Raw genomic sequence first — 25,686 nt, forward strand, 5'->3', positions numbered from 1 at the left:
TGCGCTCCCTCTAAATTAATTGTATTGAATTGAATTATTTCTATTTTTCAAGTAACGGTGACTTATTCGGCGTTCCCGGTTTTCTTGGATATTTCTTAGGTGTTTGACTTCTCTTATCAACGATAATCATCTGTCTTTCACCTGCGTTTTCAGGCAATTCGTATGAAATGGTATCCACAACTTTACCACCTAGGACACCTATACCAAAACTTGCTTCTTTCAATTCTTCTTCACCTTTAGAAGATTTTAAAGCAATAAATTGTCCGCCTTTTTTAACTAATGGAATACACAATTCGCTTAATACTGAAAGTCTTGCAACTGCACGTGCAGTCACAATATCATAAGACTCCCTGTAGTCTCCCTTACCATATGTTTCAGCACGATCATGTACAAAACTAACATTCTCTATATCTAAAGCATCTGCTAATTGGTTTAAAAAATGTATCCGCTTATTCAATGAATCTACAATCGTAACTTTTAAATTGGGAAAAATAATTTTTAAAGGAATGCTAGGAAAACCAGCACCAGCACCTATGTCACATATTGTTAATTCTTTAGTTAAATCCGTATAAAAACTAGCCGCAATTGAATCATAAAAATGTTTCAAATATACTTCATGTTCATCTGTAATACTTGTCAGATTCATTTTTTCATTCCACTCTACAAGCATTTGATAATACGTTTGAAACTGTTGTTGTTGTTTATCTGAAAGTTCAATTCCATGTGTACTGAGTTGCTTAGTTAACCATGTTACACTCATTTTAATTATTCACCCTTTGAATTTTACCTTGTTCAAGAAATACAAGTAAGATTGAAATATCGGCTGGATTCACACCAGAAATACGAGAAGCTTGTGCAATATTTAAAGGCTTCACTTCTGCTAATTTTTCTCTTGCTTCCGTAGCTAAACTATCTACTTTGCTATAGTCTAAATCCTCTGGAATTTTCTTCTCTTCCATACGTTTAACTTTTTCAACTTGTTGTAATGACTTATTAATATAACCTTCATATTTTGTTTGGATTTCAACTTGTTCTTCAACATCTGAAGGTAATTGATGTGTTTCATCCAAGATTTCAAGTATTAAATCATAAGTCATTTCTGGACGGCGTAGTAATTCTAAAGCTAATATACCATCTTTTAGGCGTGAACCACCTTGTGCTTCTATAATTGCTTGTACGCGTTCATTTGGTTTAACACGAATACCTTGTAGTCGTTCTTGTTCTGCTGTAATCATGTCTCGTTTTTCATTGAAGCGTGCATAACGTTCTTCAGAAATCATACCTAACTCGTAACCTAAGTCTGTTAAACGCAAATCAGCGTTGTCATGTCTTAATAATAAACGATATTCTGCACGAGAAGTTAATAAACGATAAGGTTCGTTCGTACCTTTAGTAATAAGATCGTCTATAAGCACGCCGATATAAGCATCAGAGCGACTTAAAATGACTTCTTCTTTACCTTGAACTCTAGCTGCTGCATTAATACCTGCCATAATACCTTGGCCGGCCGCTTCTTCATAACCAGAAGTCCCATTAATTTGACCAGCTGTATATAAGTTTTTAATTTTCTTAGTTTCAAGCGTTGGCCATAACTGTGTAGGTACTAGTGCATCGTATTCGATTGCGTAACCTGCGCGCATCATGTCTGCTTTTTCTAAACCAGGAATTGTTTCTAACATCTGACGTTGTACATGTTCTGGTAAACTTGTTGATAGACCTTGAACATAAACTTCATTTGTATTTCTACCCTCTGGTTCTAAGAATAACTGGTGACGTGGTTTATCATTGAAACGAACAAACTTATCTTCAATTGAAGGACAGTATCTTGGACCAGTACCTTTAATCATACCTGAGTACATAGCTGATAAATGTAAATTATCATCAATTACTTGGTGTGTATCGCCATTCGTATATGTTAACCAACATGGTAATTGATCTAAAATATACTCTGTTGTTTCAAAACTGAATGCTCTACCAACATCATCGCCTGGTTGAATTTCTGTTTTAGAGTAATCAATTGTTTTTGCATTAACACGTGGTGGTGTTCCTGTTTTGAATCTAACTACATCAAATCCAAGACCTCTTAAGTTATCAGCAAGTGAAACAGACGGTAATTGATGGTTCGGACCACTAGAATACTTCATGTTTCCTAGTATAATCTCTCCGCGTAAGAACGTACCTGTTGTGATGATTACTGCCTCTGCCCAGTATTCTGTTCCAATATTAGTACGTACACCTTTAATCACATTATCTTCAATGATTAAATCGTCTACCATACCTTGCATAATATCAAGGTTGTCTTCATCTTCAATTACTTTCTTCATTTCTTGTTGGTATAACACTTTATCAGCTTGAGCACGTAAAGCTCTAACTGCTGGTCCTTTACCAGTATTTAACATGCGCATTTGAATGTGTGTTTTATCAATTGTCTTAGCCATTTGACCGCCTAATGCGTCAATTTCACGTACAACAATACCTTTGGCTGGGCCACCAACTGATGGGTTACATGGCATAAACGCGATGTTATCTAGGTTAATTGTTAACATTAACGTTTTTGCACCACGTCTCGCTGAAGCAAGTCCTGCTTCAATACCAGCATGCCCGGCTCCTATTACTATTACATCATATTCTTGAGCCATAATTTTTCCTCCTTATTATTTTCCTAAGCAGAATTGACTAAATAACTGATCAATCAATTCATCACTTGCGGATTCTCCGATAATTTCACCTAAAATTTCCCAAGTTCTAGTTAAGTCTATCTGAATCATATCCATTGGTATGCCTGTTTCTGCTGCGTCTATAGCATCTTGAATTGTATTTCTTGCCTGTTTCAGTAATGAGATATGTCTTGAATTGGATACATAAGTCATATCTTGGTTTTGAACATCGCCACCAAAGAATAAATCTCTGATTTGAATCTCTAATTGATCGATACCTTCTTGCTTTAACATAGACGTTTGTATCAATGGCATATCACCAATCATTTCTTTAACTTCATCTAAATCTAATTGTTTATCCAAATCCATCTTATTTACGATGACAATGGCATCTTCATTTTTAATAACTTCATATAATTTGCGGTCTTCTTCAGTTAATCGCTCATTATAATTAAGTACAAATAAGATTAAATCTGCTTCGCCAAGTGCTTTTCTAGAACGCTCTACGCCGATGCGCTCTACAATATCTTCTGTCTCACGTATACCAGCTGTATCTACAAGTCTTAATGGTACGCCTCTTACATTAACGTATTCCTCTAATGTATCTCTTGTTGTTCCGGGTACTTCAGTCACTATAGCCTTATTATCTTGAATAAGATTATTGAGCATAGATGATTTACCAACATTTGGTTTACCAACTATTACTGTAGCTAAGCCTTCTCTCATAATCTTACCTTGCGTACCTGTATCAAGTAATTTATTAATTTCAGTTTTAATTTTATTAGATTTATCCAATAAGACTTCTGTTGTAGCATCTTCTACATCATCATATTCTGGATAATCTATGTTAACTTCAACTTGTGCGAGGATTTCGAGAATGGATTGTCGCTGTCGTTTGATCATATCACTTAAACGACCTTCTATTTGATTCATTGCAACTTTAGATGCACGATCGGTCTTAGAACGAATAAAATCCATAACTGCTTCAGCTTGAGATAAATCAATACGACCATTTAAAAACGCACGCTTTGTATATTCACCCGGTTCTGCCATACGAGCACCATGTGTCATTGTTAGTTCTAATATCCTATTTATTGTCAAAATACCGCCATGACAGTTTATTTCAACAATATCTTCTCTTGTAAAAGTTTTAGGCGCTCTTAATACACTAACCATAACTTCTTCTACTACTTCATTTGATTCAGGATCAATTATATGACCATAATTAATAGTATGAGATGCCACATCTTCAAGTTTTTCTTTACCTTTAAATAACTTATCTGCAATTTCTACTGAACCAACACCAGATAAACGCACGATACCTATCGCACCTTCACCCATTGGCGTGGATATACTCGTTATCGTATCTAAATCCATCATCCATCTCGCCTCCTTTTTAATCTCATTTTTTATCATTATAATATTTTAAAGACTTTCCCATTAAAATGCGAACATATTGTTTCGAAAACTTTAAAAATACACACAAGTAAGTCTGAGGTTTGTCTGAGGTTAGGCTCACTTACGTCTTATTTCAGCCTCCCCTACCCTACTTAAATACGCTTGTTAAAAACTTTTGCTATTTTCAAGACATGTTCCAAACTAGCTTGTATTTGTAAAGTATTCATATGTTTTGCTGGTTGCCTTGCAATTACAACAATTTCTATTGGTATAATATCTTCCTTATGAACTTTAAAATTTTCTCTAATAGCTCTCTTAATTCGATTTCTAACAACCGCATTTCCCAACTTTTTAGAAACACTAATACCTAATCGAAAATGTTCCAGATTTTTATTAGCTTTTGTGTATACCACAAACTGCTTATTAGCTACTGATTTCCCTTTTTTATAAATGAATTGAAAATCACTATTCTTTTTAATTCGGTACGCTTTCTCCACCAAACATCACTCACTTATCTATTCATTACATATATTTACAACTATATATGTTATATCTATATCTATCATTGTCCTAAAACAACAACTAAAATCAGCATTCTCACTAATCATTTTGCTAAATTAAAACCAAAAAAAAGACCACTGATGAGTCAGTGATCTTATGCTGATAATACTTTACGGCCTTTACGACGACGACGCGCCAAGACTTTACGACCATTTTTTGTGCTCATGCGTTTTCTGAAACCATGAACTTTACTATGTTTACGTTTATTTGGTTGATAAGTACGTTTTACCATGCAAAAACACCTCCATCTTTATTCGGTTCTATACTATTATAATAGATAAATTAATATACGTTTCTGCCTTAAGTCTTGATTTAACTGTTATTAATTTCTAGTCATAATTCAAGCAACTACTACAATATAACAAAATATATTTTATAAAGCAAGTATCAATTTAAGCAGAGCTTCTAAAATGGTTGCAGAGCAATAATACTATTTCTTTAACTATTTATATTGAAGAAACGTAGCAACTATCACTCAATATTGTCGTTAAATTGTATCATACTCCTCTTTTTGAACATAACCTTTTATAAATAATTCCTTATATACATTTTTCATACATGTTTTATAAATTATTTCCCACGCCACATTATGCTAAAAATTTGCTATACTTAATACTCCTTAAAGTTATCCACTTATACACAGTAGAACATTACATATTTGTGGATAAATTATATGTTATTCACAGGATTTCACATGGTTTAACAACATATTCACACCTATTTGACAGAGGTTACTGTTAAAAAGTATAATTGTGTGGATAAGTCGTGTAGATATTGATAGATACAGGGTTTAGTTTATTAAATTATATAGTAAAAGTCTGTGTATAAATCATAGTGCTAAATTAGTTATCCACCGATTGTTAGTAAGTTGTGGATAATTATCAACAGGCTGTGATTCTTTTTAATTACACTTGTTACTTTTGTGTATAACTTTTAAAATTTACGAAAGTTGGAGTTAGTTATTATGTCAGAAAAAGAAATTTGGGAAAGAGTTCTAACCTTAGCTCAAGAAAAAGTTAGTTATCCTAGCTATCAAACTTTTCTTAAAGATACAAAACTTTATCAACTACAGAACAATGAAGCCATTGTAGTTATAGATGATCCTTTTGTAGCTAATTGGTTAAAATCGAATTACGTTGAAATTGTTCAAAGTGCCTTATACGAAGCGATTGGTCATGAAATTATGCCTGTTTTCTATACTGAAGATGAATTGGAAAACTTAAAACCGAGTAAAAATAAAGAAACTAATGAGGCAGAACAATTCAAAAAAGAATATACACCTGGTGTAGATGAAGCTGTTATTGGCGGAGAACAGTTCAATACTCATAATACATTCGAAACATTTGTTATTGGACCTGGCAACAGGTTTCCTCATGCAGCAAGTCTTGCTGTTGCTGAAGCACCCGCACAAGCATATAATCCGTTATTTATATATGGTGGCGTGGGTTTAGGTAAAACCCATTTGATGCACGCAATTGGACATTATGTATTAGCAAATAATCCTGATGCTAAGGTTATTTATACTTCAAGTGAAAAATTTACTAATGAATTTATTAAATCTATTCGAGATAATAAGACTGAACGTTTTAGAGAAAAATATCGTAATATTGATGTACTTCTCATTGATGATATTCAATTTATTCAAAATAAAGAACAAACTCAGGAAGAATTCTTCCATACGTTTAATGAATTGCATCAAGCAAATAAACAAATTGTTATTTCTAGTGATAGACCTCCTAAAGAAATTGCTAAACTTGAAGATCGACTACGTTCACGTTTTGAATGGGGACTCATTGTTGACATTACACCTCCTGATTATGAAACAAGGATGGCCATTTTACAGAAAAAAATTGGCGAAGAAAACTTAGATATTCCGACTGAAGCACTTACCTATATCGCAAATCAGATTCAGTCAAACATTCGTGAACTTGAGGGTGCATTAACTCGTGTATTAGCATTTTCGAAATTACAAGGTCAACCTATTACAACTGAATTAACAGCCGCAGCGTTGAAAGATATTATCCAAGCGCCTAGATCCAAAAAGATCACTATACAAGATATTCAAAAAATTGTCGGCCAATACTATAGTGTGAAAATTGAAGACTTTAGTGCCAAAAAACGCACAAAATCAATTGCTTATCCTAGACAAATTGCAATGTATCTTTCTCGTGAGCTAACAGATTTTTCACTTCCTAAAATTGGTGAAGAATTTGGTGGACGTGACCATACGACTGTTATTCATGCGCATGAAAAAATCGTAAAAGATATACAAAATGATCCAACTTTTAAACAAGAAGTTGAAAATTTAGAAAAAGAAATAAGAAATCAGTAAAACAATCTGTATTATAACAGTTTTATTGTAGTTTATTTGAGGAATAACGAGATGTAACTATTTTTGTGAATTGTGGATAATGTGCAAAAGTCATACACAGTGTGCACAAGTTATCCACAGTCTCTAAAGGACGACCTTATCACTTAAATTTGAGTTATCCCCTAATCCACAAGCCCTACTACTATTACTACTGTTTTAAAACCTATATAATTTAATATATAAACGACTGGAAGGAGTTTACTATGATGGAATTTACAATTAGAAGAGATTATTTTATTAATCAATTAAACGACACATTAAAAGCCATCTCACCAAGAACAACATTACCAATCTTAACTGGTATAAAAATTGAAGTTAAAAATAACGAAGTAATACTTACTGGATCTGATTCAGAAATATCAATAGAAATCACTATTCCTAAACAAGTTGATGGTGAAACTATTATTGAAATTGCAGAAACTGGCTCAGTAGTACTTCCTGGTCGTTTCTTTGTAGATATTATTAAAAAATTACCAGGTAAAGAAGTTAAATTATCTACCAACGAACAATTCCAAACATTAATAACATCTGGTCATTCTGAATTTAACTTAAGTGGTTTAGATCCTGATCAATATCCTTTATTACCACAAGTTTCTCGTGATGATGCAATTCAATTATCAGTTAAAGTACTTAAAAACGTGATAGCACAAACGAATTTCGCAGTGTCCACCTCAGAAACACGCCCAGTACTAACAGGTGTTAACTGGCTTATACAAGATAATGAATTAATATGCACAGCTACAGATTCACACCGCTTGGCTGTAAGGAAAGTAGCTTTAGAAGACGATTCTGAAAATAAAAATGTCATCATTCCAGGTAAGGCATTATCTGAATTAAATAAAATTATGTCTGACAATGAAGATGATATCGACATTTTCTTTGCATCTAATCAAGTACTTTTCAAAGTGGGTAACGTAAACTTTATCTCACGTTTATTAGAAGGTCACTATCCTGATACATCTCGTTTATTCCCGGAAAATTACGAAATTAAATTAGGCATCGATAACGGTGAATTTTACCACGCAATTGATCGTGCATCATTATTAGCACGTGAAGGCGGAAATAATGTAATAAAATTAAGCACAGGTAATGAATTAGTAGAATTATCTTCAACATCTCCAGAGATTGGTACAGTGAATGAAGAAGTTAAAGCAAGTAATGTAGATGGTGGTAACTTAAAAATTTCTTTCAACTCAAAATATATGATGGATGCACTTAAAGCCATTGATAACGATGAGGTAGAAATAGAATTTTTCGGAACTATGAAACCATTTATTTTAAAACCAAAAGATGATGACTCAGTTACACAACTTATTTTACCAATTAGAACATACTAAGTTAGTGTGAAGGGTTAATAAGTAAGTCATAGCAACTAAATTAAGTAGCATATAATAGTTAACTATTATATATTAAAAAAATATTATTTACTGACTGATCAACTTTGCAGGAGCGAGACTATGAAATCAATTTGTATATTGGTTTCTGTCCGTTCCTTTTTTTTATGGAATTTCAACAGATTAAAAGTAATGTGACACATAAAAACGTGTATACAAGAAAGAGATAATGCTAAAAAAGTGAGTAGAGTACGAATGGTGAAATAAATTTTAATGATTAGAGGCGTATAGAGGGGCAATATAAGCAAAAATTAGACATTAGTGGACCAAAACATCGTAACTCAAAAAATACGCTGAAAAATAGCTTAAAACGCAAATTTTAGTTAAGCATATAAAAATTTTGGATTTTATAGCAATACTTTTAATTTGTTTTTAAATAATGATTTATGAATGGATTGATATTAATTTTAAGGAAATGGATTATTAATGATTAATTTTTGATATAATATTACTAGTAAAGAGCTATTATAAATAACTTTGAAACTAAATATTAAAAAATAGTTAAAATAAGTTGGAAGAAATCGCTTACTCACTGTATTTTACATGAAATTTTTTGTAAAAAAAGGTATAATATATAAGTGAGCTTAAAAGAAATGGAGTGATTGATTTGGTTGAAGAGGTAATCGTTGATGGGGATATTACTTTAGGACAATTTCTAAAGACAGAAGGTATTATCGAATCCGGCGGACAAGCAAAATGGTTCTTACAAGATTTTGACGTCATGATTAATGACGAACGTGAAACACGTCGTGGTAAAAAATTAAATCATCGAGATAATATTGTTATACCAGAAGTCGGTTCATTTTTGATTTTACATCAAGGTGAAGAATGAAATTAAAGAAACTCCAACTCGAGCATTATCGAAATTATGAGTCAATCAGTTTAAATTGTCATCCTGACGTAAATATTTTGATTGGTGAAAATGCTCAAGGGAAGACAAACTTACTTGAATCAATATATACCTTAGCATTAGCAAAAAGCCATAGAACTTCTAATGACAAAGAACTGATACGTTTTAATAGCGATTATGCTAAAATAGAGGGTGAACTTAGTTATAGATATGGTGACATGCCTTTAACGATGTATATTACCAAAAAAGGTAAGCAAGTTAAAATCAATCACTTAGAGCAAAGTAGACTGACACAATATATAGGTCATTTAAATGTCGTATTGTTTGCGCCTGAAGATTTAAACATTGTCAAAGGATCGCCACAAGTTAGACGCAGATTTATAGATATGGAACTCGGCCAAATATCTGCGGTATATTTAAATGATTTATCACAATATCAGAGGATTTTAAAACAAAAAAATAATTATTTGAAGCAACTGCAATATGGTCAAAAGACGGATAGTACAATGCTAGAAGTCTTAAATCAACAATTTGCAGAGTATGCGCTCAAAATTACACAAAGACGTGAACATTTTATTAAAGAACTTGAATCACTAGCTAAACCTATCCATTCTGGTATTACCAATGAACGTGAAACATTGTCGTTAGAGTACTTGCCAAGTATTAAATTGGCAGATGAAGAACAAAGTGAGACGGAACGACTAGAGGGAGTCTTAACTTTACTTAATGACAATATGGAACGTGAGAAAGATAGAGGCGTATGTTTATATGGCCCTCACAGAGATGATTTAGGTTTTAATGTAAATGGTATGGACGCTCAAACGTATGGTTCGCAAGGTCAACAGCGAACAACCGCACTATCAATAAAACTCGCTGAAATTGAGTTGATGAACATTGAAGTCGGTGAGTATCCAATATTATTGCTAGATGATGTATTAAGTGAATTAGATGATTCGCGTCAATCTCATTTATTGAGCACTATTCAACATAAAGTGCAGACTTTTGTAACGACGACATCCGTAGATGGTATAGAACATGAAATTATGAAAAACGCTAAACTTTATCGCATTAACCAAGGCGAAATTATAAAGTAACAGAAAGTGAAGGTGGAAGCATTGTCAGATGTGAACAACACGGAAGATTATGGTGCTGGACAGATACAAGTATTAGAAGGTCTAGAAGCGGTACGTAAAAGACCTGGTATGTATATAGGATCAACTTCAGAAAAAGGTTTACACCATCTTGTATGGGAAATTGTCGATAATAGTATTGATGAAGCACTTGCAGGGTATGCTAACCAAATCGAAGTTGTTATCGAAAAAGATAATTGGATTAAAGTAACAGATAATGGACGTGGTATTCCAGTAGGTATACAAGAAAAAATGGGACGTCCAGCAGTTGAAGTTATTTTAACAGTACTTCATGCCGGTGGTAAATTCGGCGGCGGCGGATACAAAGTTTCTGGTGGTCTACATGGTGTAGGTTCTTCTGTAGTTAACGCCTTATCTGAAGACTTGGAAGTTTATGTATATAAAGATCGTCAAGTTTATCATCAAGCTTATAAAAAGGGCGTTCCTCAATTCGACTTGAAAGTAGTTGAAGAAACAGAAGATGATAATACTGGTACAGTGATTCGTTTTAAAGCGGACCCTGAGATTTTTACAGAGACGACTGTATATCACTATGAGATATTACAACAACGTACAAGAGAACTTGCTTTCTTAAATAAAGGCATTTCAATTACTTTGAGAGATGAACGTGGTGAAGAAGTCAGAGAAGACACTTATCACTACGAAGGTGGTATTAAGTCTTACGTTGAGATGTTAAATGAAAACAAAGAGCCATTACATGAAGAACCTATATATGTCCATCAAACAAAGGATGATATTGAGGTTGAAATAGCATTACAATACAACAAAGGCTTTGCAACTAACTTATTGACTTATGCGAATAACATACACACTTATGAAGGTGGTACACATGAAGAAGGCTTTAAACGAGCACTTTCTCGTGTATTAAATAGCTATGGTATAAGTAGTAAAATTATCAAAGATGATAAAGAGAGACTTTCAGGTGAAGATACACGTGAAGGTTTAACAGCTATTGTTTCAATCAAACATGGCGATCCACAATTTGAAGGACAAACGAAAACAAAATTAGGTAACTCTGAGGTACGTCAAGTTGTTGATAAATTATTCTCTGAGTTGTTCGAGCGTTTCTTATTAGAGAACCCGCAAGTAGGACGCATAGTTGTTGAAAAAGGTATTATGGCTTCTCACGCGCGTCTTGCTGCGAAAAAAGCACGTGAAGTGACACGTCGTAAATCTGCTTTAGAAATCTCAAGCTTACCTGGTAAACTTGCAGATTGTTCTAGTAAAGATCCTTCCAGAAGTGAAATCTTTATCGTAGAGGGTGACTCTGCCGGAGGGTCTACAAAATCAGGCAGAGACTCGGAAACACAAGCGATTTTGCCATTGCGTGGTAAGATATTAAACGTTGAAAAAGCTCGCTTAGATAGAATATTAAATAATAATGAAATCCGTTCTATGATTACAGCATTTGGTACAGGTATTGGTGGAGAATTTGATTTAAGTAAAGCTCGTTACCACAAAATTGTACTTATGACTGATGCTGACGTCGATGGTGCGCATATCAGAACGTTGTTATTAACATTCTTCTATCGCTTTATGAGACCGTTAATAGAAGCAGGCTATGTATATATTGCTCAACCGCCTTTATTCAAATTGACACAAGGTAAACAAAAGTATTACGTGTTTAATGAACGTGAGTTGGAAAAACTGAAATCTGAGTTAGATCCTACGCCGAAATGGTCAATTGCACGTTATAAAGGTCTTGGTGAAATGAACGCAGACCAATTGTGGGAAACAACAATGAACCCAGAAAATAGAGCTATGTTACAAGTATCATTAGATGATGCGATAGAGGCAGATCAAGTTTTTGAAATGCTTATGGGAGACGTTGTTGAGAATCGTAGACAGTTTATTGAAGATAACGCAGTCTATGCCAACCTAGATTTCTAATTGTATGAACTGAATTTTTGAAGGAGGATATCTTGATGGCTGAATTACCTGAATCAAGAATTAATGAACGAAATATAACGAGTGAGATGCGTGAATCATTTTTAGATTATGCGATGAGCGTTATTGTATCACGTGCTTTACCAGATGTTAGAGATGGTTTGAAACCAGTACATCGACGTATATTGTATGGTTTGCATGAACAAGGTATGACACCAGATAAGTCATACAAGAAGTCTGCACGTATTGTTGGGGACGTAATGGGTAAATATCACCCACATGGTGACTCATCTATTTATGAAGCAATGGTAAGAATGGCACAAGACTTCAGCTATCGATATCCTTTAATTGATGGACAAGGTAACTTTGGTTCAATGGATGGCGATGGCGCAGCTGCGATGCGTTATACAGAAGCACGTATGTCTAAGATAACACTAGAAATGCTCAGAGATATAAACAAAGATACGATTGATTTTATAGATAACTATGATGGTAATGAGAGAGAGCCGGCAGTCTTACCATCAAGATTTCCAAACTTACTAGTTAATGGTGCTTCTGGTATCGCAGTAGGTATGGCTACAAACATTCCACCACATAATTTAACAGAAGTTATCAATGGTGTATTGAGTTTGAGTCATAATCCGGACATTACTGTTGCAGAATTGATGGAAGATGTTCAAGGGCCTGACTTCCCAACGGCTGGAATTATACTTGGAAAGAGCGGTATTCGTCGTGCATTTGAAACAGGTCGTGGATCTATTCAAATGCGTTCTCGTGCAGAAATTGAAGAACGTGGTGGCGGACGTCAACGTATCGTTGTAACTGAAGTCCCATATCAAGTGAATAAAGCACGTATGATCGAAAAAATTGCTGAATTAGCACGTGATAAAAAAATTGAAGGTATTACAGATTTACGTGACGAAACAAGTTTACGTACAGGTGTACGTGTTGTTATTGATATTCGTAAAGATGCAAATGCAAGTGTCGTACTAAATAATTTATATAAACAAACACCATTACAAACATCATTTGGTGTGAATATGATTGCTTTAGTTAACGGCAGACCTAAATTAATTTCACTAAAAGAAGCTTTAGAAGAATACTTAGAGCATCAAAAAGTAGTAGTGCGTAGACGTACAGAATATAACTTGAAGAAAGCATTAGATCGCGCGCATATTTTAGAAGGACTAAGAATTGCATTAGATCACATCGATGAAATTATTCGAGTAATTCGTGAATCAGAAACTGATAAAGTAGCGATGGCTAGCTTACAAGAACAATTTAAATTATCTGAACGTCAAGCGCAAGCTATCTTAGATATGCGTTTAAGACGTTTAACAGGTTTAGAGCGAGATAAGATTGAAGCTGAATATATTGAATTAATTGCCTATATTGAGGAATTAAAAGAGATTCTTGCTGATGAAGAAAAGTTATTACAAATCGTCCGCAATGAATTAATTGATATACGTGAACGCTATGGTGATGAACGCAGATCTGAAATTCAGCTTGGCGGACTAGACGATATTGAAGATGAAGACTTGATACCTGAAGAACAAATCGTGATTACACTAAGTCACAATAACTATATTAAACGTTTACCAGTTTCAACATATAGAGCACAACATCGTGGTGGGCGCGGTGTACAAGGTATGAATACACTTGAGGAAGACTTTGTTAGTCAACTCGTAACGTTAAGTACACATGACAACGTCTTGTTCTTCACTAATAAAGGACGCGTTTACAAACTTAAAGGTTATGAAGTGCCTGAACTATCACGTCAGTCTAAAGGTATTCCAGTAGTCAACGCGATTGAACTGGATAATGACGAATCAATCAGTACTATGATTGCCGTTAAAGACTTAGAAAGTGAAGATGATTACTTAGTATTTGCAACACGCAAAGGTAGAGTGAAGCGTTCGGCATTAAGCAACTTCTCTCATATTAATAAAAACGGTAAGATTGCCATCAGCTTCAAAAATGATGATGAACTGATTGCTGTTCGTCTCACTGATGGAGAGCAAGACATTCTGATTGGTACGTCTCATGCATCATTAATACGCTTTAACGAAACGACATTGCGTCCGCTTGGTCGTACAGCAGCAGGAGTTAAAGGTATTACACTTAGAGAAGATGATAAAGTTATCGGTTTAGATGTTACAAATGCTGAAAGCGATGAAGAAATTCTAGTCGTTACTGAAAATGGATACGGTAAGCGTACACCAGTTGGTGATTATAGATTATCAAACCGTGGCGGTAAAGGTATAAAAACAGCTACAATTACTGAGCGTAACGGTAACATTGTATGTATTACTTCAGTAACTGGAGAAGAAGACCTGATGGTTGTAACAAACTCAGGTGTCATTATCCGTATTGATGTAGAAGATATCTCGCAAAATGGCCGTGCTGCACAAGGTGTAAGATTGATTAAATTAGGTGAAAATCAATTTGTATCAACAGTAGCTAAAGTAAATGAAGAAGATGAGATTACTGAAGATGATGAATCAACTGAAGCTATAGCAGCTGATGTAAACAATGCCAATGCATCACAAACTGATTTGCAAGGTTCACAAAACAGTGAAGTGGTTGTAGAAGATGGTGCGCCTGGAGATGCAATACACACAGAAGTTGAAGACGAGGAAAATACGTCAAGCAATGATGAGCGACAAGAAATAAGACAAGACTTCATGGATCGTGTTAATGAAGATATAGATAACGCGGATCATGGAACTGATGAAAATAACGAAGAAGAATAATAATTCTAACTAAAAGACCTACCTCATATGAGGTAGGTCTTTTTATATTATTTATTTTCTAATGATTTCATAGCAATTGGAATTTCACTAATGAGTCTAGAAGGTGGAACGACATACATTTTTTCAGCTAATTGTTCACCAATAAAACTGTGCGTATATGTCGCACTTGTAACAGCTTCTTCAATATCATTAAATTGTCCAACAAAGCTAGTTATCATACCAGATAAAGTATCACCCATGCCTCCAGTGGCCATCGCTGGTGTACCAATAGGTAGTTTGTAATCTTTATCTTTAAAGTAAAGTTCTGTACCGTGCATCTTCAGTATAATTGTTGCACCAATACGATCTACCGCTTCACGATTACGCTCATACGTTTGTTCCTCTATTGGAATACCACTTAAACGTTCCCATTCTTTTTGATGTGGTGTAAATATGACTTTACAAGTTGGAATCTCAGGTTTCAATTTACTGAAAATCGTAATAGCATCACCATCTACAATTAGAGTTTGATGAGGTTGTATATTTTGAAGTAGGAAAGTAATAGCATTATTACCTTTAAAATCACAACCTAATCCTGGACCGATTAAAATACAATCTGTGTTTTCAATCATTTTTGTTAACATTTTTGTATCGTTTATATCGATTACCATTGCCTCAGGACAGCGTGAATGCAAAGCAGCATGATTTGTAGGATGCGTTGCTACTGTTATTAAACCACTACCACTGTATACACATGCTCGTGCTGCAAGCATGATTGCACCACCTAAGTTCGCATTACCACCAATTAAAAGAATTCTTCCATAATCGCCTTTATGTGTTTCATCTTTACGTTTTGGGATGCTTACAGATGATAAAGTTTCCATATTGAAACCCCCTTCTTAAATTACTAAATGTGTGTAAATTTCTGTATTTTAATAAAGAAAATTAACTGGATAACATATTATAACGGTTCTGCTTTTATTAGTGATTATAACAATTGCAGAATTATTTGTATTTCAGTTACTTTTCCTTTGTTTTCGTAATAGGAATTATAAATACAATAAGAAATATTATACCTGGTTGTCCTATTAGTCAATAGTTAAAAGCGTTAAGAAATTATTAATTTTAATAAACTTATTTTTATTATAGCTTTATCCCATTAAAACAGTAATTTAATACCATGTTACGGATATTGGTTAAGCTATTGTTTGGGTAAAAATGTAAGCGTATACTCAAAATAATTAGAGAAAATTATTAAACAAGGAGATGGGGAAATGACATTACAACTTAATGGAGAAACGTTAACAATTAATGATATTAAACAGTTTTTAAATAGAGAAGATAAAGTAGAAGTTACGGAGGATGCGTTTGAACGTGTGAAAAAGAGTCGCCAAACAGTAGAAGATATTATAGAGAATAAAGAAACAATTTATGGAATTACAACCGGCTTTGGTTTATTTAGTGATGTACGTATAGACGAAGGAGAATACAACCAATTACAAGTCAATTTAATTCGTTCACATGCATGTGGTATAGGTAAACCATTTTCAGAAGAAGTGGCATTAGTGATGATGGTGTTAAGATTGAATACATTATTAAAAGGGCATTCTGGTGCAACCATAGATTTAGTAAAACAACTGGTTTATTACATCAATCAAAGAATTATACCTGTTATTCCTCAACAAGGTTCATTAGGTGCTTCTGGTGATTTAGCGCCACTATCGCACTTGGCTTTGGCCCTAATAGGAGAAGGAAATGTCTTTTATAAAGGTGAAGAAGTAGACAGCCGGTATGTCTTAAATCAGTTAAACCACAAAGCATTAGAGTTACAAGCCAAAGAAGGTCTCGCGTTGATTAATGGTACACAAGCCATGACTGCTCAAGGTGTTATTAATTATATTGAAGCGGAAGACTTAGGTTATCAGGCGGAATGGATTGCCTCCCTTACACATCAAGCTTTAAATGGTATTACAGATGCCTATAATGAAAAGGTACATAAAGTTCGTAATTTCCAAGAACAAATAGATGTTGCGGCGAGAATGTTAGATTGGTTGGAAGGTTCAGAATTGACCACTACTCAAGGTGAAATACGTGTACAAGATGCATATACTTTGCGCTGTATACCTCAAATTCATGGTGCTAGCTTCCAAGTATTCAATTATGTAAAGGAAAAATTAGAGTTTGAAATGAATGCTGCAAATGATAACCCACTTATATTTGATGAAGATGATGAAACACTTGTTATCTCAGGAGGGAATTTCCATGGTCAACCTATAGCGTTTGCCTTAGACTTTTTAAAACTAGGTGTAAGTGAATTAGCGAACGTTTCAGAGCGACGCCTAGAGCGCTTGGTAAATCCTCAATTAAATAATGGGCTACCTGCCTTTTTAAGTCCTCAACCTGGATTACAAAGTGGTGCAATGATTATGCAGTATGCTGCAGCAAGTCTTGTTTCAGAAAATAAAACACTCGCGCATCCAGCAAGTGTGGATTCTATACCGTCTTCTGCTAATCAAGAAGATCATGTTTCCATGGGGACTATAGCTTCAAGACATGGTTATCAAATGATCGAAAATGCTCGTCGTGTATTGGCTATTGAAACAATCATTGCTCTGCAAGCCGTAGAATATAAAGACATTGATAAGTTATCACCTAAGACGTATGAAAAGTATCAAGAACTACGTCATATTGTGCCATCTATCACAGAAGATAGACAATTTCATAAAGATATTGAAGCAGTATCACAATATTTACGCGATGTTGCTTATATGGACGAGATATAAGCGACATAAATACTATCACTCTTGAAAAAAATGATGTTATTTGCTATATTTAATTTAACTTAATAAATTATTGTTCGTAGGATAAGTAGTATTAATTTTTCGGTTTCAGAGAGCCTGTGTGGAGTGTGAACAGGTAGCCAAAGTTAATGTGAATCTACCTACTATAAGTGAACAACCGGATTTAACCGTTATTTTTGTGAGAGTGCAGTCTAATTATTTTAGACTGTTAAATAGGGTGGCAACACGTAGACCACGTCCCTTGTAGAGGGATGTGGTCTTTTTTGCGTGTTTATCCCAAATTTTTAAAATTGAAAGGATGGATGAAGTTATGTTAGATATTAAGTTATTTCGTAATGACCCTGATTTCGTTAAAGAAAAAGTAGCTAAGCGCGGTATGGAAGATACAGTAGTAGATGAAGTGCTAGAATTAGATGAACAGCGTCGTCAGTTAATTAGTAAAGCTGAAGAAATGAAAGCTGAACGTAATAAAGTTAGTGGTGAAATTGCTCAGAAGAAACGCAATAAAGAAGATGCTGATGATGCAATCGCAGCAATGCGTAAACTTGGTGATGAAATTAAAGTTTTAGATGACACACTTAATCAAGTTGATGTGAATCTTAATGATAAATTATCACGTATTCCAAATATTATTCATGATGATGTGCCTGAAGGAGCTACAGACGAAGATAACGTAGAAGTTAAACGTTGGGGGACACCAAGAACTTTTGATTTTGAAGAAAAAGCGCATTGGGATTTAGTAGAAGAATTAAAAATGGTTAATTTTGAACGTGCAGCTAAAGTATCTGGAGCTAGATTCGTCTTCTTAACAGGCGAAGGTGCACAATTAGAAAGAGCATTGATGAACTATATGATTACAAAACATACAACGCAACATGGTTATACAGAAATGATGGTACCACAATTAGTTAACGCTGATTCAATGTATGGTACTGGTCAATTACCTAAGTTTGAAGAAGACTTGTTTAAAGTTGAAAAAGAAGGACTATATACTATACCAACTGCAGAGGTACCACTGACAAATTATTACCGTAACGAAATTATCGGACCAGATGAATTGCCAGCTAAATTCACTGCCCAATCAGCGTGCTATCGTAGTGAAGCGGGATCAGCTGGTCGTGATACGAGAGGTCTTATCCGTTTACATCAATTCGATAAAGTGGAAATGGTTCGTTTTGAAAAGCCAGAAGATTCATGGCAGGCTTTAGATGAGATGACTGAGCATGCAGAAGCAATTTTAGAAGAATTAGGCTTACCGTATCGCCGTGTTATTTTATGTACAGGTGATATTGGTTTTGGTTCAAGTAAAACTTATGATTTAGAAGTTTGGTTGCCAAGCTATAATGAATATAAAGAAATAAGTTCTTGTTCAAATATTACTGATTTCCAAGCACGTCGTTCAAATATTCGTTTTAAACGTGATAAAAATGCTAAACCAGAATTAGCACATACGCTTAATGGTAGTGGCTTAGCAGTAGGACGTACGTTTGCTGCAATAGTTGAAAATTACCAAAATGAAGATGGTTCTGTAACAATACCAGAAGCATTAGTTCCATATATGGGTGGTAAAACAGTCATCCATCCTATTAAATAAATGTAAATAGTTAAAAAGTGCGTAGTTAAAGTATTAGCTACGCACTTTTTTATATATATGGAGAGGGTAGGGGAGGGTGAAAGTAGTGTGATTTAACTATAAGAAACACATAAAATCTTAACTATTAAAGTAGTTAATCTGATTGAAAATATTGAGTTCTTCAAGGGGTGTCTAACATATAACACAAAATTATGGAATGGTATAAGTGCTGTTGTAACAATAATACAAGACTACCGTAAGTCTAACGTCACACAAACCGTCGTCTAAAAACATTGATTGTCTTTCTATTGTTGTATTAGAATGAATTTACTGTTTTTAGCTTTTGAGATGAGAGGGTGGGGAAATGGGAAATGAGGCACACGTAACTTTTAAACAAGGTGTAAAAGAGTGTATTCCTACTTTGTTAGGTTATGCTGGTGTTGGTCTGTCTTTTGGAATTGTTGCAGTAGCTTCAGGCTTTAGTATGTTGGAAATTATTTTACTTTGCTTGCTAGTGTATGCGGGTGCGGCACAGTTTATTATTTGTGCACTTGTTATTTCAGGCACGCCCATATCTGCAATTATATTGACGACATTTATTGTGAATTCAAGGATGTTTTTATTAAGTATGACGCTTGCGCCAAGTTATAAAAATTACAGTTTATTAAATAGAATTGGTCTTTCTACATTAGTAACTGATGAAACATTTGGTGTAGCCATTACGCCACATTTGAAAGGTGAAAAGATTAATGATCGTTGGTTGCACGGATTAAATATAACAGCATATGTTTTTTGGACATTTGCATGTATTATTGGTGCAGTCTTTGGTAAATACATACATCAACCAGAAGCATTGGGATTAGATTTTGCGATTACTGCTATGTTTATATTCTTAGCTGTCTCGCAATTTGATTCGCTTAGACGTTCAAAAATCAATACATATTTTGTATTGATTATATGTGTGATTGTAATGATGCTTAGTTTAAGTTTGTTTATGCCTTCATATTTAGCTATCATATTAGCTTCAACTATTGCAGCACTAATTGGGGTGGTGATGGAACGATGACAACGACGATACATATGCTAACAATCATCGTGTTATGTGGTGTGGTAACGTGGCTAACACGCATTATTCCATTTATTTTGATAACTAAAATAAAGTTATCTGAACGTGTGATTAAATGGCTTTCATTTATACCGATTACATTATTTACTGCTCTAATTATCGATGGGTTAATAGAGCAACAAGAAGGAGTGATGGGTTATACCATCAACGTGCCATTTCTAATTACGATGCTCCCGACTATTGTCATTGCTGTGATATCACGTAGTTTAACAATTACTATACTTAGTGGCATTATTATTATGGCGGTGTTACGTTGGGTATTTTAGACAATCCTATTGAAGTAAGTTATATTATCCGTTAAACTATAAATAATTAGAAAATTAAGATATTTCAGATTATATTATCATTTTAATTTTATCTCAATTTATGAGTTTATCTTTAATACAATTAAAATCAAATCTTATTTCGAGAAGCTGAGGGACTTGGCCCGTGGACGCTTCAGCAACCGGCTTATAAAGTACGGTGCTAATACCATCGATACACTCGAATGATAAGTACTTTTAACTTCTTACTTATTTTATGAGTGAGGAGTTTTTTTACTAAGTAGGAGGTAAAACATGACGAATTATACGGTTGATACATTAGAACTAGGGCCATTCACAACAGAGTCAGGTGAATTCATCTCAAACTTAAAGTTACGTTATGAACATGTAGGGTTAAAAGGCCAACCACTTGTAGTGGTTTGTCATGCTCTAACAGGTAATCACTTAACGTATGGTACAAATGAAAACCCTGGATGGTGGAGAGGAATTATTGACGGCGGTTATATGCCTGTAAATGATTATCAATTTTTGACATTTAATGTTATTGGAAGTCCTTATGGTTCAAGTTCTGCATTAACAGATGCAAACTTTCCTAAGTCACTAACGTTAAGAGATATTGTGCGTGCCATAGAATTAGGTATTGAAACATTAGGTTTCGAAAGGATTAATATATTAATCGGTGGTTCGTTAGGCGGCATGCAAGCAATAGAATTATTATATAATCGTAAATTTAATGTTGAAAAAGCAGTGATTCTCGCAGCTACAGATAAAACGTCGTCCTACAGTCGTGCGTTTAATGAAATAGCAAGACAGGCGATTCATTTAGACAATAAAGAGGGCATGAGCATTGCAAGACAGTTAGGGTTTTTAACATACCGTTCGTCTAAAAGTTATGATAAACGCTTCTCCCCAAATCAAGTGGTGACTTATCAAAAACATCAAGGTAATAAATTTATGAATCATTTTGATTCTTTATGCTATTTAACACTCCTAGACGTCTTAGATAGTCATGATGTAGATAGAGGACGTAATGATGTAGATGAAGTATTTAGTAACCTGGACACTAAAGTAATGACGATGGGCTTCACAGATGATTTGTTATATCCAGATGATTTAGTTTGTGCCGTGGGAAATCGTTTTAAATATCACAAACATTTCTTTGTTCCAGATAACGTAGGTCATGACGGTTTTTTACTGAATTTTAATGATTGGGCTCCTAATTTATATCACTTCTTAAAAGTATATAAAATTAAAAGAAAATGATTTAACAACGCTATTATATGCGTTTTTAGGATGTAACTATACGACTACTTTCGATAGGGGAGACTGACGTATAGTACATCTTTTTTTATACAATCATTGAAGATGTGATGACGTAAAGTGACGCTAAAGTAGTAGCGTTAGAAAGGGAATATTGTGAAGTGCTGATTAATTCAATCATTTATACGTTTATAAATAGGAAATTATAGTATATCGTTAACTTCTGTATTTGGATTGCCAATAATTGTATAAAAGTTTTAAAGAGGTTAAAATAATAGTTATAGTCAAAAATAGTATGGGAGTGGCGAATTTGTTTTCAAAAATATATCCTAAAGTAACTGTGCTTAGTATACTAACTCTAATCGTAGTGGCTTTAGCTTTACATATATTACCTCCGTTAGGCCTGGTGTTAGGTATCTTTGCAACAATTCCAGGCATTATCTTATGGCATAAGTCTATTGAATCATTTGGTTTAACAGCAGTCATTACAGTGGTATTAACAACATTATTAGGTAATATATTTGTGTTGAGCACCATGGTCATCATACTCTTAGTGAGTTTTGTTATCGGCCAATTATTAAAAGAACGTACATCTAAAGAACGCATACTTTATATCACAACTACATATATTAGTATGTTCTCGTTAATTGCGTTTATGGGACTACAAACGTTTGATAAAATACCAAGTTCTACAGTTTTGATGAAACCAGTGAAAGATTACATGCATAACGTTGTTTCTGGAATTGCGGGAAGTGCAGAATATAAGCAAATGCTTGAAGAAGGCTTCCGCCAAATGTCAGTTCAGTTACCAAGTTATGTCATTATCACAGTATTTCTACTTATTTTAATCAATTTAATTATTACTTTTCCAATTTTACGTAAGTTCAAAATCGCTACACCAATATTTAAACCATTATATGCTTGGCAAATGAAGCGTTCACTATTATGGATGTATATTATTGTCTTGATTTGTGTTATGTTTGCGAGCCAACCAGGGACTTTCCAAAGTATCGTTTTAAACTTTGAAATTGTGTTATCATTATGTATGTATATTCAGGGGTTAAGTGTTATTCACTTTTTCGGAAAGGCAAAATCAATGCCAACCGCACTTTCTGTGTTACTAATGGTGATAGGGACAGCTTTAATGCCATTAACACATATTGTAAGTCTCCTGGGTGTTATAGATTTGTGTATTAACTTAAAAAGTATCATTAAAAAATGATTTGAGGTGGAAGAATGAACCGTCAATCCACTAAAAAAGCGTTAGTTTTACCATTTATTATTATGGCGCTCACAGCAATTGCACTTGTAGTAGTTTGGTTTATTTTTAACCAACTCATTGCAGGCATAGCGACAGTTGTATTAGTGATTATTATTGTAGGGACAGCAATAATGGTAAGACGAGCTTTACAGAAACTAGATAGCTATGTTGATAATCTAAGTGGCCATATTTCGGCAGGCAATAATATCGCAATTAAAAATTTGCCAATCGGTATGATTATCTTAGATGAAAATGAGAACATAGAGTGGATGAACAAATTTATGTCGGAACGCTTAACGCGTAATGTAATTTCCGATCCAGTTAATGAAGTATATCCTAATATCTTAAAACAGTTAGAAAAAACACAAGAAGTTGAGATTTCTGAAAATGAGTACCATTACCGCGTACGTTATTCTGAAAAAGAACATGTATTGTATTTCTTTGACATTACTGAAGAAGTACAAATAAATAAATTATATGAAGATTCTAAGCCGATTATTGCTACATTGTTCTTAGATAATTATGACGAGATTACGCAAAATATGAACGACACACAAAAATCAGAGATTAACTCAATGGTTACACGTGTGATTAGTAGATGGGCTAGCGAGCATAATATTTATTTTAAACGCTATAGCTCTGATCAATTCGTTGCTTATTTAAATCAAGATATATTAAACAATATAGAAGCAACAAACTTTAGTATTTTAAGTCAGTTGCGTGAAAAAAGCGTCGGTTACCGTGCACAATTAACCTTAAGTATTGGTGTCGGTGAAGGCTCAGAAGATTTAATAGATTTAGGGGAACTATCACAATCAGGTCTAGACTTAGCACTAGGACGTGGTGGCGACCAGGTTGCTATCAAGAATATAAACGGAAATGTACGTTTCTATGGCGGTAAGACAGACCCAATGGAAAAACGTACACGTGTTAGAGCACGTGTTATATCACATGCGCTTAAAGATATTCTGATGGAAGGTGACAAAGTTATCATCATGGGACATAAACGCCCTGATTTAGATGCAATCGGTGGCGCAATTGGCGTTTCACGTTTTGCAATGATGAATAACTTAGACGCTTATATCGTCTTAAATGATTCTGACATTGATCCAACATTACGACGTGTCATGGATGCAATAAATGAAAAACCAGAATTAAAAGACCGTTTTATCACGTCGGATGAAGCATGGGACATTATGACATCTAAGACAACATTAGTCATAGTTGATACGCATAAACCTGAAATGGTCATCGATGAGAATATTTTAAATAAAGCTAACCGTAAAGTGGTTATTGACCATCATAGACGTGGTGAAAGCTTTATTTCGAGTCCGTTACTTGTTTATATGGAACCATATGCAAGTTCAACAGCAGAACTTGTCACAGAGTTACTTGAGTATCAACCGACAGAACAACGTTTAACACGCTTAGAATCGACAGTCATGTTTGCTGGTATTATTATAGACACACGTAACTTTACGTTACGAACAGTTCTAGAACCTTTGATGCAGCAAGTTATTTACGTGCGCACGGTGCAGATACAATACTGACACAGCATTTCTTGAAAGATGATATTGATACGTATATCAATCGTACAGAATTGATTCAAACAGTGAAACTGCAAGAAAATGGCGTCGCCATAGCACACGGTTCGAACGATAAAATTTATCATCCTATTACAGTTGCACAAGCTGCCGATGAACTGTTAAGTTTAGATGGTGTAGAGGCTTCATATGTAATTGCAAGAAGAGAAGAAAATGTAATAGGTATGTCTGCCCGCTCACTTGGTGCTGTCAATGTACAGTTAACGATGGAAGCGCTTGGCGGTGGTGGTCATTTAACTAATGCAGCTACACAGTTAAATGATGTAACCGTGGATGAAGCAATAGAAAAATTACAACAAGCTATAACAGAACAAACGAGTAGGAGTGAAAATGCATGAAAGTAATATTCACACAAGATGTAAAAGGTAAAGGTAAAAAAGGCGAAGTTAAAGATGTACCAGTAGGCTATGCAAATAACTTTTTATTAAAGAAAAATTACGCTATAGAAGCAACACCTGGTAATTTAAAACAATTAGAACAAAAAAATAAAGCTGCTGAAGCAGAGCGTCAACAAGAAATTGAAGATGCTAAACAATTAAAAGCACAATTAAGTGAAATTGAAGTCGAAGTGTCTGCTAAAACAGGCGAAGGCGGTAAATTATTTGGTTCAGTAAGCACAAAACAAATCACACAAGCGTTACAAGAACAACACAACATTAAAATTGATAAACGTAAAATGGACTTACCAAATGGTATCCATGCATTAGGTTACACTAACGTACCAGTGAAACTAGATAAAGAAGTTGAAGGTACTATTCGTGTACACACAGTTGAACAATAATAGTGGATTGAGATAT

General features: G+C 34.3%; 19 protein-coding genes, 1 pseudogene, 1 riboswitch and 1 other annotated feature. Of the genes and pseudogenes, 14 read left to right on the forward strand and 6 right to left on the reverse strand.

All coding sequences use genetic code 11. The features are described 5' to 3' along the window. Positions 1-40: 40 nt before the first annotated feature. The 5 genes from rsmG to rpmH all read right to left on the reverse strand — a co-directional run bounded on the left by rsmG (position 41) and on the right by rpmH (position 4,848). Positions 41-760, reverse strand: coding sequence for a 16S rRNA (guanine(527)-N(7))-methyltransferase RsmG (gene rsmG / locus BTM19_RS04340; protein ID WP_099265740.1), 720 nt, complete (start codon positions 758-760; stop codon positions 41-43). Position 761: 1 nt separating this feature from the next. Next, on the reverse strand, positions 762-2,639 hold the full coding sequence (mnmG, locus tag BTM19_RS04345) for a tRNA uridine-5-carboxymethylaminomethyl(34) synthesis enzyme MnmG (protein ID WP_029378712.1): 1,878 nt from the start codon (positions 2,637-2,639) through the stop codon (positions 762-764). Positions 2,640-2,654: 15 nt separating this feature from the next. Then, positions 2,655-4,034 (reverse strand): tRNA uridine-5-carboxymethylaminomethyl(34) synthesis GTPase MnmE, encoded by a 1,380-nt coding sequence (gene mnmE, locus BTM19_RS04350; protein WP_029378711.1) that lies wholly within the window; start codon positions 4,032-4,034, stop codon positions 2,655-2,657. Between the two features lie 173 nt (positions 4,035-4,207). Next, the gene (gene rnpA / locus BTM19_RS04355) at positions 4,208-4,552 is read right to left on the reverse strand and encodes a ribonuclease P protein component (protein ID WP_029378710.1); all 345 of its coding nucleotides are present in this window, start codon (positions 4,550-4,552) and stop codon (positions 4,208-4,210) included. A gap of 158 nt (positions 4,553-4,710) precedes the next feature. Next, on the reverse strand, positions 4,711-4,848 hold the full coding sequence (gene rpmH / locus BTM19_RS04360) for a 50S ribosomal protein L34 (protein WP_000240855.1): 138 nt from the start codon (positions 4,846-4,848) through the stop codon (positions 4,711-4,713). Between the two features lie 732 nt (positions 4,849-5,580). Here rpmH and dnaA point away from each other — a divergent pair. The 6 genes from dnaA to gyrA all read left to right on the forward strand — a co-directional run bounded on the left by dnaA (position 5,581) and on the right by gyrA (position 15,022). Continuing rightward, positions 5,581-6,948 carry a chromosomal replication initiator protein DnaA gene (gene dnaA / locus BTM19_RS04365; RefSeq protein ID WP_029378709.1) on the forward strand — a complete coding sequence of 456 codons (1,368 nt, stop codon included), beginning with the start codon at positions 5,581-5,583 and terminating at the stop codon, positions 6,946-6,948. Positions 6,949-7,190: 242 nt separating this feature from the next. After that, positions 7,191-8,324, forward strand: a complete 1,134-nt coding sequence (gene dnaN, locus BTM19_RS04370) for a DNA polymerase III subunit beta (protein WP_026113537.1) — start codon at positions 7,191-7,193, stop codon at positions 8,322-8,324. A gap of 655 nt (positions 8,325-8,979) precedes the next feature. Further along, entirely contained in the window at positions 8,980-9,213 is a 234-nt protein-coding gene (gene yaaA / locus BTM19_RS04375) for a S4 domain-containing protein YaaA (protein WP_171031830.1), read from the forward strand. Then, positions 9,210-10,325: a DNA replication/repair protein RecF gene (gene recF, locus BTM19_RS04380; protein ID WP_029378707.1), complete on the forward strand. Its 1,116-nt coding sequence runs from the start codon at positions 9,210-9,212 to the stop codon at positions 10,323-10,325. Before yaaA ends, recF begins: the two co-directional genes overlap by 4 nt. Before the next feature lie 12 nt (positions 10,326-10,337). Next, positions 10,338-12,272, forward strand: coding sequence for a DNA topoisomerase (ATP-hydrolyzing) subunit B (gyrB, locus tag BTM19_RS04385; RefSeq protein WP_029378706.1), 1,935 nt, complete (start codon positions 10,338-10,340; stop codon positions 12,270-12,272). A gap of 35 nt (positions 12,273-12,307) precedes the next feature. Further along, positions 12,308-15,022, forward strand: a complete 2,715-nt coding sequence (gene gyrA / locus BTM19_RS04390) for a DNA gyrase subunit A (protein ID WP_029378705.1) — start codon at positions 12,308-12,310, stop codon at positions 15,020-15,022. A 47-nt stretch (positions 15,023-15,069) separates the two neighbouring features. Here gyrA and BTM19_RS04395 read toward each other — a convergent pair whose 3' ends face one another. Continuing rightward, positions 15,070-15,885 (reverse strand): NAD(P)H-hydrate dehydratase, encoded by an 816-nt coding sequence (locus BTM19_RS04395; protein ID WP_029378704.1) that lies wholly within the window; start codon positions 15,883-15,885, stop codon positions 15,070-15,072. A 390-nt stretch (positions 15,886-16,275) separates the two neighbouring features. Here BTM19_RS04395 and hutH point away from each other — a divergent pair, with 390 nt between their 5' ends. The 8 genes and pseudogenes from hutH (at position 16,276) to rplI (ending at position 25,670) form a co-directional block, all read left to right on the forward strand. Continuing rightward, positions 16,276-17,784: a histidine ammonia-lyase gene (hutH, locus tag BTM19_RS04400; protein ID WP_038679466.1), complete on the forward strand. Its 1,509-nt coding sequence runs from the start codon at positions 16,276-16,278 to the stop codon at positions 17,782-17,784. A gap of 62 nt (positions 17,785-17,846) precedes the next feature. Then, positions 17,847-18,047: a binding site (T-box leader), on the forward strand. A 65-nt stretch (positions 18,048-18,112) separates the two neighbouring features. Next, positions 18,113-19,396: a serine--tRNA ligase gene (gene serS / locus BTM19_RS04405; RefSeq protein WP_038679462.1), complete on the forward strand. Its 1,284-nt coding sequence runs from the start codon at positions 18,113-18,115 to the stop codon at positions 19,394-19,396. 343 nt (positions 19,397-19,739) lie between these two features. After that, on the forward strand, positions 19,740-20,441 hold the full coding sequence (locus BTM19_RS04410) for an AzlC family ABC transporter permease (protein WP_038679461.1): 702 nt from the start codon (positions 19,740-19,742) through the stop codon (positions 20,439-20,441). Then, positions 20,438-20,767 (forward strand): AzlD domain-containing protein, encoded by a 330-nt coding sequence (locus BTM19_RS04415; RefSeq protein WP_029378700.1) that lies wholly within the window; start codon positions 20,438-20,440, stop codon positions 20,765-20,767. The genes BTM19_RS04410 and BTM19_RS04415 overlap by 4 nt, the downstream gene beginning before the upstream one ends. A gap of 131 nt (positions 20,768-20,898) precedes the next feature. Then, a riboswitch (SAM riboswitch) is annotated at positions 20,899-20,998 on the forward strand. Between the two features lie 60 nt (positions 20,999-21,058). Further along, positions 21,059-22,027 carry a homoserine O-acetyltransferase MetX gene (gene metX, locus BTM19_RS04420; protein ID WP_029378699.1) on the forward strand — a complete coding sequence of 323 codons (969 nt, stop codon included), beginning with the start codon at positions 21,059-21,061 and terminating at the stop codon, positions 22,025-22,027. A 292-nt stretch (positions 22,028-22,319) separates the two neighbouring features. After that, positions 22,320-23,246, forward strand: a complete 927-nt coding sequence (locus tag BTM19_RS04425) for a DUF2232 domain-containing protein (RefSeq protein WP_171031829.1) — start codon at positions 22,320-22,322, stop codon at positions 23,244-23,246. A gap of 14 nt (positions 23,247-23,260) precedes the next feature. Beyond that, positions 23,261-25,227 (forward strand): annotated as a pseudogene (locus tag BTM19_RS04430) (DHH family phosphoesterase). Then, entirely contained in the window at positions 25,224-25,670 is a 447-nt protein-coding gene (rplI, locus tag BTM19_RS04435; protein ID WP_017723688.1) for a 50S ribosomal protein L9, read from the forward strand. The pseudogene BTM19_RS04430 and the gene rplI overlap by 4 nt, the downstream one beginning before the upstream one ends. Positions 25,671-25,686: the final 16 nt, after the last annotated feature.

The organism is Staphylococcus xylosus (assembly GCF_002732165.1).
GTDB classification, from domain to species: Bacteria; Bacillota; Bacilli; order Staphylococcales; family Staphylococcaceae; genus Staphylococcus; species Staphylococcus xylosus.